At 68.5% G+C, this 16641-nt stretch carries 18 protein-coding genes; 8 read left to right on the forward strand and 10 right to left on the reverse strand.

Annotated elements, in window-relative coordinates:
• Positions 1-11 precede the first annotated feature (11 nt).
• The 3 genes from VGJ96_06340 to VGJ96_06350 all read right to left on the reverse strand — a co-directional run bounded on the left by VGJ96_06340 (position 12) and on the right by VGJ96_06350 (position 2329).
• Positions 12-1493, reverse strand: coding sequence for a leucyl aminopeptidase (locus VGJ96_06340; GenBank protein HEY3286724.1), 1482 nt, complete (start codon positions 1491-1493; stop codon positions 12-14).
• A gap of 1 nt (position 1494) precedes the next feature.
• A complete protein-coding gene (locus VGJ96_06345; protein ID HEY3286725.1) occupies positions 1495-1857 on the reverse strand; it encodes an isocitrate/isopropylmalate family dehydrogenase in 363 nt (120 codons plus the stop codon).
• Positions 1858-1972: 115 nt separating this feature from the next.
• Positions 1973-2329, reverse strand: a complete 357-nt coding sequence (locus tag VGJ96_06350) for an Hpt domain-containing protein (GenBank protein ID HEY3286726.1) — start codon at positions 2327-2329, stop codon at positions 1973-1975.
• Between the two features lie 72 nt (positions 2330-2401).
• On the opposite strand from VGJ96_06350, the gene VGJ96_06355 reads away from it, so the two are divergent.
• Positions 2402-2812: a DUF983 domain-containing protein gene (locus tag VGJ96_06355; GenBank protein HEY3286727.1), complete on the forward strand. Its 411-nt coding sequence runs from the start codon at positions 2402-2404 to the stop codon at positions 2810-2812.
• A gap of 12 nt (positions 2813-2824) precedes the next feature.
• Here the strand turns inward: VGJ96_06355 and guaA are convergent, their stop codons facing one another.
• The 7 genes from guaA to VGJ96_06390 form a co-directional block, all read right to left on the reverse strand.
• The gene (gene guaA / locus VGJ96_06360; GenBank protein HEY3286728.1) at positions 2825-4645 is read right to left on the reverse strand and encodes a glutamine-hydrolyzing GMP synthase; all 1821 of its coding nucleotides are present in this window, start codon (positions 4643-4645) and stop codon (positions 2825-2827) included.
• Positions 4646-4816: 171 nt separating this feature from the next.
• Positions 4817-6718 carry an amidase family protein gene (locus VGJ96_06365; protein HEY3286729.1) on the reverse strand — a complete coding sequence of 634 codons (1902 nt, stop codon included), beginning with the start codon at positions 6716-6718 and terminating at the stop codon, positions 4817-4819.
• 54 nt (positions 6719-6772) lie between these two features.
• Positions 6773-7267 carry a prolyl-tRNA synthetase associated domain-containing protein gene (locus VGJ96_06370; protein HEY3286730.1) on the reverse strand — a complete coding sequence of 165 codons (495 nt, stop codon included), beginning with the start codon at positions 7265-7267 and terminating at the stop codon, positions 6773-6775.
• Positions 7260-7424 carry a hypothetical protein gene (locus VGJ96_06375; protein ID HEY3286731.1) on the reverse strand — a complete coding sequence of 55 codons (165 nt, stop codon included), beginning with the start codon at positions 7422-7424 and terminating at the stop codon, positions 7260-7262. The genes VGJ96_06370 and VGJ96_06375 overlap by 8 nt, the downstream gene beginning before the upstream one ends.
• Positions 7424-9604, reverse strand: coding sequence for a ferrous iron transport protein B (gene feoB, locus VGJ96_06380; GenBank protein ID HEY3286732.1), 2181 nt, complete (start codon positions 9602-9604; stop codon positions 7424-7426). The genes VGJ96_06375 and feoB overlap by 1 nt, the downstream gene beginning before the upstream one ends.
• A complete protein-coding gene (locus tag VGJ96_06385; GenBank protein ID HEY3286733.1) occupies positions 9588-9854 on the reverse strand; it encodes a FeoA family protein in 267 nt (88 codons plus the stop codon). Before VGJ96_06385 ends, feoB begins: the two co-directional genes overlap by 17 nt.
• Complete coding sequence (locus VGJ96_06390) at positions 9851-10402, reverse strand: metal-dependent transcriptional regulator (protein HEY3286734.1); 552 nt, start codon at positions 10400-10402, stop codon at positions 9851-9853. Before VGJ96_06390 ends, VGJ96_06385 begins: the two co-directional genes overlap by 4 nt.
• Positions 10403-10502: 100 nt before the next feature.
• Here VGJ96_06390 and VGJ96_06395 point away from each other — a divergent pair, with 100 nt between their 5' ends.
• The 7 genes from VGJ96_06395 to VGJ96_06425 all read left to right on the forward strand — a co-directional run bounded on the left by VGJ96_06395 (position 10503) and on the right by VGJ96_06425 (position 16591).
• Positions 10503-10883 (forward strand): response regulator, encoded by a 381-nt coding sequence (locus VGJ96_06395; protein ID HEY3286735.1) that lies wholly within the window; start codon positions 10503-10505, stop codon positions 10881-10883.
• A 71-nt stretch (positions 10884-10954) separates the two neighbouring features.
• Positions 10955-11767, forward strand: coding sequence for a hypothetical protein (locus VGJ96_06400; GenBank protein HEY3286736.1), 813 nt, complete (start codon positions 10955-10957; stop codon positions 11765-11767).
• A gap of 177 nt (positions 11768-11944) precedes the next feature.
• Entirely contained in the window at positions 11945-13519 is a 1575-nt protein-coding gene (locus VGJ96_06405) for an MASE1 domain-containing protein (GenBank protein HEY3286737.1), read from the forward strand.
• Positions 13516-14160: a response regulator transcription factor gene (locus tag VGJ96_06410; protein ID HEY3286738.1), complete on the forward strand. Its 645-nt coding sequence runs from the start codon at positions 13516-13518 to the stop codon at positions 14158-14160. The genes VGJ96_06405 and VGJ96_06410 overlap by 4 nt, the downstream gene beginning before the upstream one ends.
• A 178-nt stretch (positions 14161-14338) precedes the next feature.
• Positions 14339-14869, forward strand: a complete 531-nt coding sequence (locus VGJ96_06415) for a hypothetical protein (protein ID HEY3286739.1) — start codon at positions 14339-14341, stop codon at positions 14867-14869.
• Positions 14870-14974: 105 nt separating this feature from the next.
• A complete protein-coding gene (locus VGJ96_06420) occupies positions 14975-15679 on the forward strand; it encodes a DUF4382 domain-containing protein (GenBank protein ID HEY3286740.1) in 705 nt (234 codons plus the stop codon).
• A gap of 9 nt (positions 15680-15688) precedes the next feature.
• Positions 15689-16591 carry a hypothetical protein gene (locus VGJ96_06425; protein HEY3286741.1) on the forward strand — a complete coding sequence of 301 codons (903 nt, stop codon included), beginning with the start codon at positions 15689-15691 and terminating at the stop codon, positions 16589-16591.
• Positions 16592-16641: the final 50 nt, after the last annotated feature.

Below are 16641 nucleotides of genomic sequence, written 5' to 3' on the forward strand. Positions count from 1 at the left end.
CGACCCGAGGTTCAGCGGGCCCTCCCCCGAACGAACTCGACGAAGGTCCGCACCGGCACGCCGGTGGGTCCCTTCGGGATAACGGTGAGGTCGCTCTCCGAGTACGCCGTGCCCGCGATGTCGAGGTGCACCCAGGGCACGCCAGCCGGAACAAACTCGCGCAGGAAGAGCGCCGCGGTGATGGTTCCCGCGCCGCGTCCGCCGATGTTCTTGATGTCGGCGATATCGCCCTTGATCATCTCACGGTAGTCGTCCCACATCGGCAGCGGCCAGCCGGGTTCGCCGCCGCGCTTCGCCGCGGCGAGCACTTCATCCTGCAGCTTCTCGTCATTGGTCATGACGCCGGTCGCGCTGTTGCCGAGCGCGATGACGCAGGCGCCGGTCAGCGTGGCCGCATCGATGATGGCCGCGGGCTTGAAGCGCGCGCTGTAGGCGAGCACGTCGGCCAGCACCAGGCGTCCTTCCGCGTCGGTGTTGAGGATCTCGATGGTCTTGCCGTTCGACGCGGTGACCACGTCGCCGGGATTCATGGACGTGCCCGACGGCATGTTGGTGGTGCTGCCGATCAGCCCGACGACGTTGACGCGCAACTTGAGGCGCGCGATCGCCTCGATGGCGCCGAGCACGCCCGCCGCCCCCGACATGTCGTACTTCATCATCTCCATCCCCTGCGCGGGCTTGATGGAGATGCCGCCCGAGTCGAAGCAGAGGCCCTTGCCCACGAGCGCCACCGGCGCGTCGCCGCGCCGTCCGCCGCGATACTCGAGGACGATCAGCTTGGGATCCTGCGGCGTTCCGGCGGCCACGGCCAGGAACGATTCCATCTTGAGGCGCTTGAGGTCGCGGCGACCGAAGACCTGCACGCGCAGGCGATGCCGCTTGGCGATGTCGCGCGCCGTGCGCGCCAGATACTCCGGCGTGCAGACGTTGCCGGGCAGCTGCTGCAACCGCCGCGCGAGCCGCTGGCCTTCGCCGAGCGCCACGCCGGCCGCCAGGGCCGCCTTCGATCCGCGCGGATCGCTGCTGACCAGCACCGCCTCGATCAGCGGTTTGGGGCGATCCTTGGCCGGCGGCATCGTCTTGTAGTCCGTGAAATCCCACGCACCGCGCGACAGCCCGTAGGCCGCCGCCTCCACCGACTCGTCCGCCAGCCGCTCGGACCAGAACGCCATCTTGCGAACGCCCAGCGCGTTGCCCTTGCGACCGCCGAGGGTGGACGCCCGCATGATGCTGGCATAGGCATCGCTGCCGTCGCCGAGGCCGAGCAGGAGCACACGCGCCGGGCCGCGCCCGTGTCCGACAAAAAGCAGCGACTCGTCCCTGGCGCCCTTGAAGTCGCCGTTGCGGACCGCCCGCGAGAGCACGCCACCGTAGGCGGCATCAAGCGCCTTCAGCGCCCGCGGAAAGGTGCCGCCCGTGGGCAGGGCCACGGCCAGGAGAGGTGCGGCAACGCGTGCGGGGTCACCGCCGCGTACGGAAATCGCCATCGACATGTTAGGCCCCCTTCATTCCGGCGATGACCGCATCGCCGAAGCCAGACGTGGATACTTCGGTCGCACCCGACATCTGACGCGCGAGTTCATAGGTCACCGTCTCGTTGCCGATGGCGATCTCCATGCCGTGCATGATGAGGTCCGACGCCTCCTGCCAGCCCATCGTCTCGGGCATCATCACCCCCAAGGGGATGACCGAGCCCGGGTTGATCTTGTTCAGTCCCGCATATTGGGGCGCCGTGCCATGCGTCGCCTCGAATACCGCGGCCTCGTCGCCGATGTTCCCGCCCGGCACGATGCCCAACCCGCCCACTGCGGCCGCCAGCGTATCGGCGGGCACGTGGGAGTACTTGTACGTCGCCATTCTTCCGCGGTGAAGTAGTTAGACGGAAACTAGGAACCGCCTGCGGGTGGAGCAAGGCGAGTCCCGCAGCCCACGGACACGACGGATGGTGATGGCCGCCAAACGGCGGCGAATGTCACGCGGAGAGCCAGCCGTTGGCGCTGAACCACTTGCGGCACCGCGCGAACTCCTCCTCGGCCGCCGCAAGGTCGGCCGCGGCCCCCTCGTGGTCGCCCGACTTCGCGCGTCGCTCGCCATGCGCGCAGATTGCCTCGAGCTGACGCGCCCCCAGCTGGCCGCACCCGGAGCGCATGGCATGGAACGCAGTGGCCGTGATCGCGAGATCGCCGCCCTGCAGGCCGAGCTGCGCGGTGACCAGCCGCTCCGGGGCGGACGCCATGAACAGGCGCACGACTTCACGCATCGTCGGCGCGTCGAGCAACTCGAGCAGCGCGTCGAAGTCTTCTGCCGCGACCGGTGGGGTTTCGTGCATGCCGCTCGGACGTTGATGGACGCGACGGGCGTCGAGGCAACGCCCGCTTCGCGTAACCTTATCTTCCGTGGCATGAACTCCGCCAGCCCGGTCACGCCCCTCACGCGCATCCGCCGCGCGCTGCGCCTCCGGTGTCCCGCCTGCGGGGCGCGGGGAGTCATGGTGCATTGGCTGCGCTTGGCGGACCGGTGCCCCGCCTGTGGCCTGCGCCCCGATCGCGGCGAGCCCGATCACTTTCTGGGCGGGTACGTCATCAACCTCGCCATCGCGGAGAGCGTCGCTGCGGTCCTGTGGGTGGCGCTGCTGGTCGCGACGTGGCCCGATCCGCCGTGGGATCTCATGCAGTGGGCGGCGGCATTCCTCGTGATCGCCACGCCGGCGGCGCTCTACCCCTTCACCCGGCTCGTCTTCCTGGCTCTGGATCTTTCGGCGCAGCCGCAGCGCCCCGGCGACCACGACACCGGCGATCCGACGTACAAATAGTCGGCGCGGGACTCACTCCCACTCGATGGTGCCGGGCGGCTTCGTGGTGATGTCCAGCGCGATTCCGCTCACGCCGGGGAGCGCCAGGATCTGCGCGCGCAGTTCATCGCGCAGCCGCGGCGACAACGGCGCCGGGATGGCGGTCATCGCACGTTCCGAATGAATGGGACGCACGATCACGAACTCGCGGCCGTGGCTGTCGACCTCGAGCGGCACGAGCACGGTGGGACACTGCCAGATGTCGCCGTAGATCCCGTGGCGACGCAGTCCTTCCATCACCAGATGATCGGCTTCCCGCAGCAGGTCGAGTCGCTCTCGGGTGACCGTGGCGGCGAGCGGGCGCACGCGTCGGGGCGCTGTCGCGCCGAAATTCCAGATGGCCCGGTTGATACCCGGCACCTGCTTGAACAACTGCGCCGCCATCTCGAGCAGCCGTTCCCACGAGGCCTCGCCACTGACCAACACCGGGTGCTCATACGAGCGAAGATCAGCCTTCACACCGACCGACTTGATCGGGAGCGCCATCGCCGCGAGTCCGTACCCGGCCGCCACGCTGCCGACGGCGGGCTCAATGGCCTCGAACCCTTCATGGAATGGCACGCCGGCCGAACAGAGCAGGCGCACGCCGAGCCCGGGCCCGGGGAACGGGTGCCGCCAGATGAGGTCGTGCGGAATCCCCATCTTCTCGCCGAGTTCCCGTACTTCAACCTTGTACAGCTCAGCCAGCGGCTCGACCACGCGTCCCTGCCGGAGCATCTCCTCGATGATCGGGACGCGATTGTGGTGCGTCTTGATGGTGTCGGCGCGCTTCGTGCCGCCGGTCTCGATGGTGTCGGGGTAGATCGTTCCCTGGCCCAGCAGGTGCGACGCGATGCCAAGCGCGCGTGCTTCGCGCTCGAAGACTTCGATGAAGGTGTTGCCGATGATCTTCCGCTTCTGCTCCGGCTCGACGACGCCGGCCAACGCGCCCAGGAAGGCGTCGCTGGCATCCACGAAGTGGAGGTTGCGGTCGAGTCCGAACGCGCGGAACGCCTCGAGGACGTCGCGGCTTTCGTCCTTGCGCATCAGTCCATTGTCCACGTGCAGCAGGTGCAGCCGCTCGGGGCCAAGGGCCTCACCGAGCAGCCGCGCGGCGACCGTGGAATCCACTCCGCCCGATGCGAGCAGGAAGACCGACCGGTCGCCCACCTGATGGCGCACGCGCTCCATCTGCTCCGCGATGTACTGTTCCATCGTCCAGGAGGGCGAGCAACCGCAGATGCCGAGCACGAAGTTGCCGATCATCTCGTCGCCGTGGACGGTGTCGTCGACTTCGGGGTGGAACTGGAAGCCGTACCGGCGGAGCGATTCGGAGGCGATAGCCGCGTACCGATGCGGCGTGCCGGCAGCGCCGAGCGTGGTGTAACCGACCTCCTCGAAACCGGGACCCACACTCGTCACGGAGTCGAAGTGGCTCATCCAGACGCGCTCCACCGGCGCGAGCCCGCCAAAGATCGGGGTCTCACCGACGATATGCAGGTCGGCGGGTCCCCATTCTTGCGCGCCGTGCACCACCGTGCCGCCGTACTGCTTGGCGATCTCCTGGTGGCCAAAACAGAAGCCGAGGATGGGCACGTCGAGGTCGTAGATCGCCCGATTGTACCCGGAATCCTCGCCAAAAGCTGAGAGGCTCGGACTGCCGGAGAGAATGATCCCCTTGTAACGCGCGAACAGCGCGGTCGCATCATCCGGCTGCCGGATTTCCGCCAGCACGTGCAGCCGGCGGACCTTCGTTGCAATCAGGTGCGCGTACTGTCCGCCGAAATCGATGACGGCGATGGCGTCGTGGGACATGGGCTACCGGGGCGAGGAACGGTTCGCGGTGGTATTTGTCACGCGACAAGTTGCCAACCGGGCACAGCACGGGCAACTGCACGCGCGCCGCTAGAAGGCGGCGACTTCCTTCACCGCACCGCTGGCGATGACCGCGCAGGAGCGCACGTCCGCCACACCACCCTCGGCGGACTATCTCGGCAGGTGGAGCGCGACCTCGGCCAGCGGCGAAGCCGACGCCGTGTCGAACACCGCCAGGCTCACTCCTCCCGCCCGGAAGGCCGCCAGGTCGAGCCCGAGGAGACGCACCCATCCGCCGGCCGCGGGCATCCCGGGCCCGAGCACGCGCCGAATCACGCGAGTGCCGGTCGCATCCTTCCGGCGCAGCACGATTGCCTGCACGCCGGTCGCCATCTTCGTGGGCACGCGCACGGTGTAGCTCAGCTCGCTCGACGTCGGATCAAACATGAAGCGTCCCTCGATGCCGCCCGCGGCCGCGGTGAACGTCACCGCCAGCGGCGCCCGGCCATTAACGAGCGCGGGCGTCACCGGAGGGGGACGACGCCGCGGTCCCGACTGTTCGAAGGCAAAGGCGAACGCCACCAGCCGCGCGTCGCTGAAGGGGCGTCCCAGCAGCTCGAGCCCGGTTGGCAGGCCGTCGCTGGTGAAGCCGGCCGGCATCGTGATGGCCGGGAACCCCGTCTGCGCCGACAGGGCGCAGGTGCCGCCCAGTTGCGGGTCTCCCGCCAGCACCGGCTTCCGGGTGCTCGTCGGATAGGCGAGCGCGTCGAGCTTGAGGCTGTCGAGCAACGCGAGTATCCGCCCGCGCACCAGCTGCTGCTTGGCCAGGACCTTGCGATGCGACTCGGAGTCGCGCGCGCTCGCGGTGTCCGCGGCGAGGTGCCGCGCCTCGAGCGCCTTGTCGTACAGTCCCAGGTCGATGATCTGGCGGAGCGACTTCACGGGTGCGCCACCGGGGCGCGCGAAGTAATCCATCAGGTCGAACTTCGTCTCGAGGATGATCGCGCTGCTTCCCGCAATCAGGTCATCGAAGTCCGGCATGGTCACGTCGACCACCTCGGCACCCAACGACCGCAGCGTACGCGCCGTCGCGCGAATCGTGTCGATCACGTCGGCGTCGGCGTTGCGGAAGTACGGAGTGAACAGGCCGATGCGGGCGCCGCGCAACGCGTCGGCGCGCAGCGCATCCACGAAGTGGGGGGGCACCCGCTCGCGCAGATGCGTCGCGACGTCATTCGGATCCTCGCCCACCGTGGCGTCGAGGCCGATGGCGAGATCGGTCACGGTGCGCGCCAGCGGACCGGGGACGTCCTGCGTCAGCGCCAGCGGAACAATGCCATCGCGACTGAACAGCCCCATCGTGGGCCGCAGCCCGAAGAGCGAACCGAAGGCGGAGGGTATGCGGATGGAGCCGCAGGTGTCACTCCCCCACCCCAGCGCACCGAAACTCGCGGCCACGGCCGCCCCGGTGCCGCCGCTCGAGCCGCCCGGGCATCGCGAGATGTCGTAGGGGTTGCGCGTCTGGCCGCCGAAGGAACTGATGCTCGTGACGCCGGCCGCGAGCTCATGCATGTTCGCCTTGCCGAGGATCACCGCGCCCGCGTCGCGCAGCTTCCGCACCACGAAGGCGTCCTGCGCCGGATGGTGGTTGGCCAGCGCGAGCGACCCGGCGCTGGTCGCGAGGTCGCGGGTGTCGTAGTTGTCCTTGAGGATCACCGGCACGCCGTGCAGCGGGCCGCGCACGCGCCCAGCCTGGCGTTCCGCATCCAGTGCGGCGGCATCGGCCCGGGCGCGCGGATTCAGCCGAATCATGGTGTTGAGACTCGGACCCGCGTGATCGTACGCCGCGATGCGCGCCAGATACGCGTCCACCAGCTGCACCGCAGTGACGCGTCCGTCGGCCATGGCGCGATCGAGGTCGGTGACCGACGCCTCGGTGACTTCAAACGTCGAGGCGGTGCGGACGGCGCGGCGCGGCGCGACACCCGGCGCGCGAACCGGCGACGGTGACTGCGCACTGCCCGCGTGAACGAATACGGCCAACAGGGACAAGGCGACGAGCGATCGCGGCATACGAGTATCCTCCAGCGCACCAGTATCCGCCGCGCCGCGCCGCCGCGCAAATCCCTACGAACGCGCCGCGGGGATGTCCACGAGACGGAAGGTGTGCCCCGTCGCCTGCAGGAACCGCTCGGCCCCCTCGTGCGGAATCGAGACCGTGGCCGTGTTCACGAGTGGGTGGCAGTGGAATGCCGACGCGCCCCAGATGTCGCGGTCGATGAACACCTCGACCGCGTGGGCCGCATCGTTCACGAGCGCGAGGAGCGAGACGCTGCCCGGCGCGATGCCCAGGCAGCGCTGCAGCCGGTCGGGAGACCCGAAGCTGGGCCGCTCGAATCCCGTCGCCGCCGCGAGCGCGCGCAGGTCCACGGGCTTGCTGGCGCCAACCACGACCAGCGCCTGGCGCGTTCCCTTCTTGTCGCGCAGGAAGAGGTTCTTGGTCGGCGCGCCCGGCAGCGGCGGCACCAGCCGCTCGACTTCCTCGATGGTGAAGACGGGCGGATGATCCACCCGTTCGTAGGCAACGCCATTCGCGGCAAGAAAGGCGAACAGATCAGCCATTGGCCGCGCCAGGTCCCGGCGGGCGCTTCGGTGCCCGGCCCAGGGAAACGATGGTGGGCTTTGGCCGCGCGCGACGCCGGCGGCGCCAGATGAGAAACGCCACGGCACCGGCGGCGAGGAACGCCACCGCCACATCCTGCCAGCCGAGGCCACCCATCAACCGTACCCCAGCAATCGCCCGCCCTGGTAGACGGCGAAGGAGGCCAGCCAGGCCATGGTGTTCATCATCAGCAGCATGAAGATGGGCCAGCGCCACGAGTTGGTTTCGCGCCGCACCACGGCCAGCGTCGACATGCACTGACAGGCGAGCACGTAGAACACCATCAGGCTGAGGCCGGTCAGCGGCGTGTAGGCGCGCAGGCCGGTGCGCGAGTCGACGGCCTCGCGCAGGCTCTTGCGCAGGGGCTGCACCGCACGCTCGCCGCTCTCGAGATTGAAGACCGTCGCCATCGTCGACACCATCACTTCACGGGCCGCCAGCGACGTGATCAGCCCGATGCCGATGCGCCAATCGAAGCCGAGCGGCGCGATGGCCGGCTCGATGAGCTTGCCGGCCCGCCCCGCGAACGAGTGTTCCAGCGTGGCCGACGCGATGTGCCGGTCGAGCATCGTGACGCGTGCCGTGTCCGCCACCGCCACGGCCGCCACGCGCTCGCGCTCGAATGCGCGCGCCGCTTCGCTCCCGCGCGGATAACTCGCCAGGAACCACAGCACCACGGTGATGGCGAGGATCACGGTTCCCGCATTGCGCGTGAAGAGGATGCTGCGCTCCCGCACGGTCACGAAGACCGACCGCCACGCGGGCAGGCGGTACGGCGGGAGCTCCATCACGTAGAGCGGCATGCCGCCGGACAGGACGGTGCGCTTCAGCGCCCACGCCACGAGGATCGCCGCCATGATGCCGATGAAGTACATGGAGAAGAGCGTGATCCCCGGAAGGGTCACGAACCCCACCCATCGGTTCGGCACGAACGCGCCGATCAGGAGGGCGTAGACGGGAAGCCGGGCGCTGCACGACATGAACGGCGCGATCATGATCGTCGCGAACCGGTCGCGGCGATTGTCGATGCTCCGCGTCGCCATGATCCCCGGAATCGCGCAGGCGAAGGACGACAGGAGCGGAATGAAGGAGCGCCCCGACAGGCCGACGCGCGACATCACGCGGTCCATGATGAAGGCGGCGCGGGCCATGTACCCGCTGTCCTCGAGAATCGAGAGGAAGAGGAACAGGATCGCGATCTGCGGCACGAAGGTCAGCGTAGTGCCCACGCCGGCAATGACGCCGTTCACCAGCAGCGAACGCAGCGGCCCTTCCGCCATCACCGATCCCACGGCGTTCCCGACGCCCGTCATCCCCCAGTCGATCAGGTTCATCAGGGGCTGCGCCCAGGCGAAGACCGACTGGAAGACGGCGCCCATCAGCACCACGAAGATGATCGGGCCGAAGATGCGATGCGTGAGCACGCGGTCGATGGCTTCGCGCCGGGCATCCTTGCGCGTGCCGGCCGGCACGTTCACCGCCTCCGCGACAAGCGCCGTGATGGCCTGATAACGGCCCGCGACGTCGCCGGCACGCCAGGTGGGCTGGAATTCGTCGAGGCGCCGCGCGAGGAGATGCGCGTCCGCGAGGGTCTCCGGCGGAACGTGCCGCTCGAGCGCGTCGTCATCCCCGTTGTCGAGAAGCATCGCAATGGCGAGATCGCGCTGCGCCCGCTCGGGCACGCTTTCGCGGCGCGGCAGCCGCTGCTCCAGCCGTTCGATGACGCGCTCCAGGTGCGCCGGCCACTCGCGGAAGTGCCGCAGCGAGGGTTCGACATCGCGTGTCATCAGTTCGCGCAGCCGGTCGAGTCCCTCGTCCTTGGCGGCGGAGATCCCGATCACCGGCACGCCGAGCTGCCGTTCGAGCGCGTCCGTCTCGATGCGCAGTCCCTGCGCGCGCGCCGCGTCCATCATGTTCAGCGCCAGGATGAGCGGGCGGCCGAGTTCGATCACCTGCAACGCGAGATACAGGTGGCGATCCAGGTTGGTGGCGTCGACGACGAAGACGATCAGATCGGGAGGCGGCGTGTCGGGCTGAAGCCCGAGCAGGACGTCACGCACCACCATCTCATCCGGCGACGCCGGCTGCAGGCTGTAGCTCCCCGGAAGGTCGATGATCTCCGCGCGCTGACCGTGCGGCAGGTCGCAGAACCCGGTCTTCTTCTCGACCGTCACGCCCGGATAGTTGGCGACCTTTTGTCGCAGCCCCGTCAGCGCGTTGAAGAGCGTGGACTTCCCGGCGTTCGGGTTGCCCAGAATGGCAATGCGGCGCGGGCGCGCCTCAGAGGTCCGCGACATCTATCCCGCGCGCCTCAGTCCGCCGTAGCGACAAATGCACCCCCCGCACCGCAATCTCCATCGGATCGCCCAAGGGCGCCCGCCGGATCATCTCGACCTCCGTGCCAGGCGTCAGGCCCAGCTCCATCAGGCGCCGCGCAATCGGCGGCGGGCAGTCCACGCTGGCGATGACGCCGCGCTCCCCGATGGCGAGCCGATCGAGGGAACGCGTGGTGGCGTGCTGGCGCGGCAGGTGGGAACGCGGATTCATGCGCGCTGCAACGCTCGGCCGATGGGCGTGATCAGCGAGTCACGCAGGCAGGTGGCGCCGCACAGGTCGCAGGCGCCCGGCTCATGCTCCTTGCAGGAGCGCGGGCTGGTGCGGTACGCATCGCGAAAGAGCGCCGCGGCCGGATGCTTGGAGCGCATGAAGGTGGTCAACCGCAGCAACTCCACGGAGACTTCCGGACTCACGAGGTGCTCGATCATGCAGGCGTCCTCGGTGGCCACATCCTCGGGGACGCCGAGGATCTCCGTCAGGAACATCGAGAGCACGCGCCGGCTCGACTCGGTGCGCGACGCGAAGCCGGACCCCTCGTTGGTGAGCTCGACGCAGCCATAGCGCTCGTGGCGAACGAAGCCTCGCTTCTCGAGCGAACGCAGCATCGAGGTGACGCCGCTCTTCGAGACGCCCAGATGCTCCGCGATGTCGCCGACGCGCGCGTGCCCCTTCTCGGCCTTGAGCAGCGCGACCGTCTGGAGATAGTGCGCCATCGAGTGCGACACTTCCTTTTCGCTGTATCGCTTCCAGATTTCCATGAGCTGCGCGTCCTTGATGCGGTGGACTCAAGACTGTTAAGGTAGCTTAACAGGACGCTTCGACTGACGCAATCGGACATCCCGCGCGATCTTCCTCGCCATGAAGATCTTCGTCGTGGACGACGACCCCTTCGCGCAACGCCTTCTGGTTCGACAGCTCGAAACCATCGGCCATTCCGATGTCGTGGTGTTCTCCGCTGCCAAGGAGCCCTTGGCAATACTCGGCTCCGACGTTGGCGCAGCCGAGGTCATCGTACTCGACCTGGCCATGCCGGACATGGATGGCATGGAGTTTATCCAGCAGCTGGCGCGCCTGAAGTTTTCGGGCACGCTGATTTTCGTCAGTGGCATGGACGAGCGCATCCTGCAGCTCGCGCCGATGCTCGCCACCGGCCTGCATCTCAAGGTCGCCGGCGCGTTGAAGAAGCCCGGTTCACCCGAACAGTTGCGCGCGTTGCTCAGCCCGGTCGCGCCGCAGTAGTTCGAGCTCTCCCCGATTACAATTCGCCCATCGAGGCTTCACGTCGAAACCTCCTTGCGGACTGAGGCACAATGCAGAATCGTCGAATCCTCTGGGTGGTCGCCGTCGTCATCACCCTGGTCTCGGCCGTCTACCAGCGCATGACGGGTCCCACTTATCCCGCGCGCGGCACGGTTCAGTTGGGCGGCACAGCACTCAAGCTGAAACTCACCCGCACGCACGGTGGGCCCGGCGATCAGCCCGTCGTCATCGCGGCCGCAGACACGGCCATCGCCGGTGAGATCGCGTGGCGCCGGTACCCCACGCAGGAAGCCTGGCAACGGACTCCCCTGGCACGCGAGGGCGGCGAACTCCGGGCGGCCCTCCCCCACCAGCCGGTGGCCGGCAAGCTGGAGTATCAGGTGCACCTGACGCGCGGCAGCGAGTCGGCGGTCTTTCCCGAGCGTCCGGCCATCACGCGCTTCCGGGATGCCGTTCCTGCCTACGTCCTGATTCCGCACGTGTCGGCGATGTTCTTCTTCATGCTCTTCGCCACGGCGGCAGCGCTCGGCGCCCTCGTCCGCGCGCCGCAGGCCCGACGCGACGCGTACATCGGCATGGCGCTTCTGGCGGTCGGCGGCTTCGTGCTTGGCCCGCTGATGCAGAAGATCGCCTTTGGCGCGTGGTGGACGGGGATTCCCTTCGGCTGGGACCTCACGGACAACAAGACCCTGTTCGCCGCCATCGCCTGGGCATTCGTGTGGTGGCGCATGCGCGGGCAGCGCGACGCGCGCGCGGCAATCATCGTGGCGGCAGTGGTCACGCTCGGTGTCTTTGCGATTCCGCACAGCACGTGGGGCTCGGAGGTGGACTGGAGCGCGACGGCGGCCCCTGCGCTTCAGTAGCCGCGAGGCGATCGGCTCGAGCGACGAGCTAGAGGTTGAGACGGGGCAGCTGTGACGCCGCGCACAGCGAGCCGGTCGACCGCCGGGAGATTGGGAACTGGGGGCCCTGCCCCGTGTAGGACAACCTATCGGCGACAAGGACCCCCACTGAGCGCCACCCCAGCCCGTTCCATACCCATGTTCCACGACGCGCGTCGCCGCTTTTTGGAACTGGCCGCCGAGCCGCGTCGTCGCGATCTGGTGCGCGCGACGCTTTTGTTTGTCGCGTACGCGGCCGCCGGTTGGCTTTCATTGAACGCCGCCACCGAGCACCGGGCCGTCTCGTCGCTCTGGCCACCGGCAGGCATCGCAATCTTCGCCTTGTACCGATACGGACCGCGCCTGTGGCCCGGCGTGGCGGCGGCAGCGCTCGTGCTGAACGCATCCAACGGCATATCGCTCGGCGGCGCCGCAGTCATCGCGGCCGGCGACGTGCTCGAAGCGATCGCCGGGGCGTGGCTGCTGCGACGCGCGTGGGGGGCCCGCGAGGTCCCGGAGAGCGTGGGCGACATCGCCGCCTTCGCCGCCTATGCCGGCGCGATCAGCACGATGATCGGTGCGACGGTCGGCGTGGCCACGCTCGTGCTCACGTCTGCCACCACCTGGCAGACCAGCCTGAACCTCTGGCTCGTCTGGTGGACGGGCGACGCGGTTGGCGTGGTGGTGGTTGCGCCGCTGCTCTTCGCCTGGGCGTCGCGCCCTCCGGATCCGCAGCCGCAGCGTCGCACCCGCATCGAGGCGGCGATGCTGCTCGCGCTCCTCGCCGTGGGCTGCGACGTCGTCTTCGCGCGCTGGGGCGTACTGGCCTTCGCGGTCTTCCCGCTCGCCGGATGGATCGCCCTGCGGTACGGCCTGCGAGGCGCTTCGCTGGCGACCGTGCTCGTGGCCCTTGTCGCCGGCGCCCGCACGCTGGCTGGGTACGGGCCGTTCACCATTTTCAGCCCAACGACCAACCTCTTCGCCCTGCAGCTCTTCCTCGTCCTGCTTGGCGTGATGAACCTCCTCTTTGCCGCGCTCCAGGCGGAGGCCAACGCCAGCCAGGGCCGCCTGGCGCGCCTGTCGCATCTCCTGCTTACCGCGCACGAGGATGAGCGTCGCCGGGTGGCGCGCGAGGTGCACGACGAACTGGGCCAGGCGCTGACCGCCGCGAAGATCGGGCTCGGCGCCGCGCTTCAGCGCACCCAGCTCCGCGGCTCCCTGGACTCGGAGCGCCACGTGCGCGGGGCGGTCGCCACGCTGGACCGGGCGATTGAGGCCGTGCAGCGCATCGTGCTCCAACTGCGACCGGGTGTCCTCGACAACCTCGGTCCGCTCGCCGCCATCGAGTACGCGGCGCAGCAGTTCACGGCGCAGACCCACGTGCCGGTGACGCTGGCACTCCCGCCCGAGCCCCTGCCGATCAACACCGAAGGCTCGACAGTCCTGTACCGCGTGACGCAGGAAGCGCTCACCAACATCATGCGTCACGCCGCCGCCACGATGGTGCTCATCCATCTGCGCCGCGACGAGGACGTGCTGACCCTGCGCATCGTCGACAACGGGCGCGGCATCGATGAGGAGCAGGTGCGAAATCCCCGCTCGATGGGGATCCTCGGCATGCGCGAACGTGCCGCTGCCTGCGACGGCAGCCTCGAGGTGCGCCGCGCCCCGCCGAACGGCACCGCCGTCACGCTCACCCTTCCCGCGGATGACCCGCTCCGGAGAACCGCATGATCCGCCTGCTCATCGCCGACGACCACGCGGTCGTCCGTGCCGGATTCCGTGAGTTGCTGAGCCAGCGTGCTGGCATGACGGTCGTTGGCGAGGCCCAGGACGGCGAGGGCGCCATCAACCTGGCGACGCAAACGCCGGCCGATGTGCTGCTGCTCGACGTCTCCATGCCGGGGCCGCCGTTTCTCGACGTGCTCCGGCGCGTGCATGCGGCGGCACCGGACCTGAAGATTCTCGTCCTGACGATGCATCCCGAAGACCAGTTCGCCGCCCGTGCCCTGCGCGCCGGCGCGTCCGGGTACATGACCAAGGACCGCACACCGGACGAGCTTCTCGAGGCGGTCACGCGGCTGGCGAGCGGCGGGCGCTACATCAGTCGCGAGCTGGCCGAGCGGCTGGCGCTGGCCCTCGGCCCCGACCTGGTGGCACCGCCGCACCACCAGCTTTCCGACCGCGAGCTCGAAGTGCTGATGCTGCTCGGCTCGGGACTGACGGTGACGCAGGCGGCGACCGCCCTGCAGCTGAGTGTGAAGACGGTCAGTACCTTCCGGTCGCGGCTCCTCGTGAAGATGGGTTTCGCCTCCAACGCCGACATCGTGCAATACGTCGCGCGACACGGGCTGCTGACACCCGGCGGCACGTAGGACGACGTCTCACGGCGGACTCGGAGCGCGGCTGATGGAGTGGAAGTGGCCGCCCCCCCACCTTGCCTCGAGCAGTGCGAATCCACGCGGCGCGCCGTTGCGCCGGCTCCCCCAATCGCCCGCCGAGGTCTCCATGACACTGTCCCAACTCAGAACGATGGCTGTTGCCACGTGCGCCGTGGCGCTCTCTGTCGCCCACGTCGCGGGCGCCCAACGCCCGCCGGTGCGACAGCAGCCGACGGCTCCGGCCTCCAGTTCAGGCCCGATCCGTTTCGGCCTCTCCGGCGGACTGTCATTGCCCGCGGGTGACCTCGGGGACGCGGCCGACGCTGGCGCCGCCATCGGGATTCGCGCCGAAGGACGGCTCCGTGCGCCGCGGTGGTCGCTGCGCGGCGACCTCGCGCTCGATCATTTCGACGGGCGCGGCGGCGTAGACGCGTACTCGTACTCGTCGCTCGCCGGCAACCTCGTGCATCGCGAGGGCAACGGACGCTTCTACGAATTCGGCGGTTTGGGCGTGTACCACGCCCGCACCTCCTTCATTGACTCGTTCAATCGCAGCGACACCAATCTCGGCGTGCAGTTCGGCGTGGGCGCGGAATTCACGACGCGCGCGCCACGATGGTTCGCCGAGGCGGGCTTCACCAGCGCGTTCACCTCGGGCCGCAGCAGCCTGTGGTTCCCGGTACGCGTCGGCTTCTGGCTGTAATCCGTGGCGCCTGCGCCCACGGCCGTGCATTGCGCTCCACCGCCTTCCGGCATCCCAGCCGGAATGGCGCCCCCCGGACCGATGATTACTCGAGGAGGTAGACCCATGCTGCAACGCTTGACGCGTGCCCTGCTGCTCACGGCGGTTCTCGCCTTCGCCGCCTGCTCCGGCGACTCCGTTACCGGGGCCCGCCTGCGCCCCGGCCAGGGGATGCTTGCCGTGCGGTTGACGGACGCCCCGCTGCCGATCGATTCCGTGAAGGAAGTGAACATCTTCGTCGAGCGTATTGACGCCCGCCGCAAGGTGACGGATTCCGCGGAGATCAACGACGACATCGAGCAAGAGGACGGCGACCACGATTCGACGTCGGCCGACTCGGTGCGGCACGACGGTGACCACGATGAAGATTCGGACTCAACGAAGTGGGTGACCATTGCCACCCCCAACCAGGTGTTCAACCTGCTCACGCTGCGGAACGGCGTCACGGCGTTCCTGGGCGCCACGCCGGTGGACACCGGGCTCTATCGTGCGGTGCGCCTGGTGATCGATCCGGCGCGGTCGAACATTGTGCTGAAGGACGGCACGGTGCTCTCGGCCACGTCGAGCCCGGGCATCGAGTTCGAGCACAAGGGTCACCACGGGCTCTTCGTGGAACTCGAGGACATGGTTGAGGTGTCAGAAGGTGGCACGACGACGCTCACCCTCGACCTCAAGCTCGACCAGAGCATCATCCTGCGCGGCATGTCGCTGCGCGACGGATTCTTCTTCCGGGCGGCGGTTGCCGGCTGGACCCACAAGCGCGATCACTAGGAGTTTACCATGCGAGCACTGACCCTTACCGCGGCGACTGCCCTCCTGCTGGCAGCCTGCGGCCAATCGCGCCCCGACACGATGAAGAGCCTGGCCGAGGAGCAGTCGATCTCGGCGCAGAAGGACTCCGTCCTGCTGGAAGTGTCGCGCAACGCGACCTTCATCAGCGACCTCAGCCAGCAGCTGGGCACGGTGCGCAACCTCAAGGCGAGCCAGACCAGCGGCACCAAGGGCGACCTGGAGAACAATCTCACGCCGTCGCAGCGCCGGGAGATGATCCTTGCGCAGGTGCGCGAGGTGACGGAACGCCTGAATGCCAGCGAACGGCGCCTTGATGAGAGCCGCCGGCGGGTGACCGAACTCACGGGCACCGACGCCAGCAAGTCGCGCCGGCTGGCCGCCTTCGACTCCGTCGTGACGTCCTTCCGCTCGATCATCGCCTCGCAGCGCGACCAGATTGCCGCGATGACGGCGCAGATCGAGGCGCTGAGCCAGGAGAACACGCAGCTCAAGACGGAGAACGTCCGCCTGGCGAGCAACACGGCCACGCTGACGGTCGAGCGCGATTCCGTGATTGCGGAGCAGAACACGGTCTACTACGTCGCCGGCACCGCCGATGAACTGGCGGCCCAGCACGTGATCGAGAAGGTGGGCGGCTTCCTGGGCATCGGGCGCACCGTGGTCCCGGCCCGCGTGCTCGATCCGACGGCGTTCACTCCGATCGACATGCGCAACGTGCGTGACATCACCCTGCCCAACCAGGACCGCAAGTATCGCGTGATCACGCGGCAGAACCTGACCGCGCTCGCCACGCCGCCCGACTCGAAGGGACGCTTGCTGCACACGGTGAGCATTCGCGAGCCGCAGTCGTTCTGGGCGGGCTCGAAGTTCCTGATTCTGGTGGCGCAGTAGACCGCGCCGCGCGCCGGCATGGCGGGAGGTCGGCTGGAGGGGTCGACTGA

It is taken from the genome of Gemmatimonadaceae bacterium, from assembly GCA_036504815.1.
Lineage (GTDB): Bacteria > Gemmatimonadota > Gemmatimonadetes > Gemmatimonadales > Gemmatimonadaceae > PNKL01.

Excerpts from the sequence above, each read along its gene's own strand:
- VGJ96_06340 (HEY3286724.1), bottom strand. The coding sequence starts at position 1,493 with ATGTCGATGGCGATTTCCGTACGCGGCGGTGACCCCGCACGCGTTGCC.
- VGJ96_06345 (HEY3286725.1), bottom strand. The coding sequence starts at position 1,857 with ATGGCGACGTACAAGTACTCCCACGTGCCCGCCGATACGCTGGCGGCC.
- VGJ96_06350 (HEY3286726.1), bottom strand. The coding sequence starts at position 2,329 with ATGCACGAAACCCCACCGGTCGCGGCAGAAGACTTCGACGCGCTGCTC.
- VGJ96_06355 (HEY3286727.1), top strand. The coding sequence starts at position 2,402 with ATGAACTCCGCCAGCCCGGTCACGCCCCTCACGCGCATCCGCCGCGCG.
- guaA (HEY3286728.1), bottom strand. The coding sequence starts at position 4,645 with ATGTCCCACGACGCCATCGCCGTCATCGATTTCGGCGGACAGTACGCG.
- VGJ96_06365 (HEY3286729.1), bottom strand. The coding sequence starts at position 6,718 with ATGCCGCGATCGCTCGTCGCCTTGTCCCTGTTGGCCGTATTCGTTCAC.
- VGJ96_06370 (HEY3286730.1), bottom strand. The coding sequence starts at position 7,267 with ATGGCTGATCTGTTCGCCTTTCTTGCCGCGAATGGCGTTGCCTACGAA.
- VGJ96_06375 (HEY3286731.1), bottom strand. The coding sequence starts at position 7,424 with ATGGGTGGCCTCGGCTGGCAGGATGTGGCGGTGGCGTTCCTCGCCGCC.
- feoB (HEY3286732.1), bottom strand. The coding sequence starts at position 9,604 with ATGTCGCGGACCTCTGAGGCGCGCCCGCGCCGCATTGCCATTCTGGGC.
- VGJ96_06385 (HEY3286733.1), bottom strand. The coding sequence starts at position 9,854 with ATGAATCCGCGTTCCCACCTGCCGCGCCAGCACGCCACCACGCGTTCC.
- VGJ96_06390 (HEY3286734.1), bottom strand. The coding sequence starts at position 10,402 with ATGGAAATCTGGAAGCGATACAGCGAAAAGGAAGTGTCGCACTCGATG.
- VGJ96_06395 (HEY3286735.1), top strand. The coding sequence starts at position 10,503 with ATGAAGATCTTCGTCGTGGACGACGACCCCTTCGCGCAACGCCTTCTG.
- VGJ96_06400 (HEY3286736.1), top strand. The coding sequence starts at position 10,955 with ATGCAGAATCGTCGAATCCTCTGGGTGGTCGCCGTCGTCATCACCCTG.
- VGJ96_06405 (HEY3286737.1), top strand. The coding sequence starts at position 11,945 with ATGTTCCACGACGCGCGTCGCCGCTTTTTGGAACTGGCCGCCGAGCCG.
- VGJ96_06410 (HEY3286738.1), top strand. The coding sequence starts at position 13,516 with ATGATCCGCCTGCTCATCGCCGACGACCACGCGGTCGTCCGTGCCGGA.
- VGJ96_06420 (HEY3286740.1), top strand. The coding sequence starts at position 14,975 with ATGCTGCAACGCTTGACGCGTGCCCTGCTGCTCACGGCGGTTCTCGCC.
- VGJ96_06425 (HEY3286741.1), top strand. The coding sequence starts at position 15,689 with ATGCGAGCACTGACCCTTACCGCGGCGACTGCCCTCCTGCTGGCAGCC.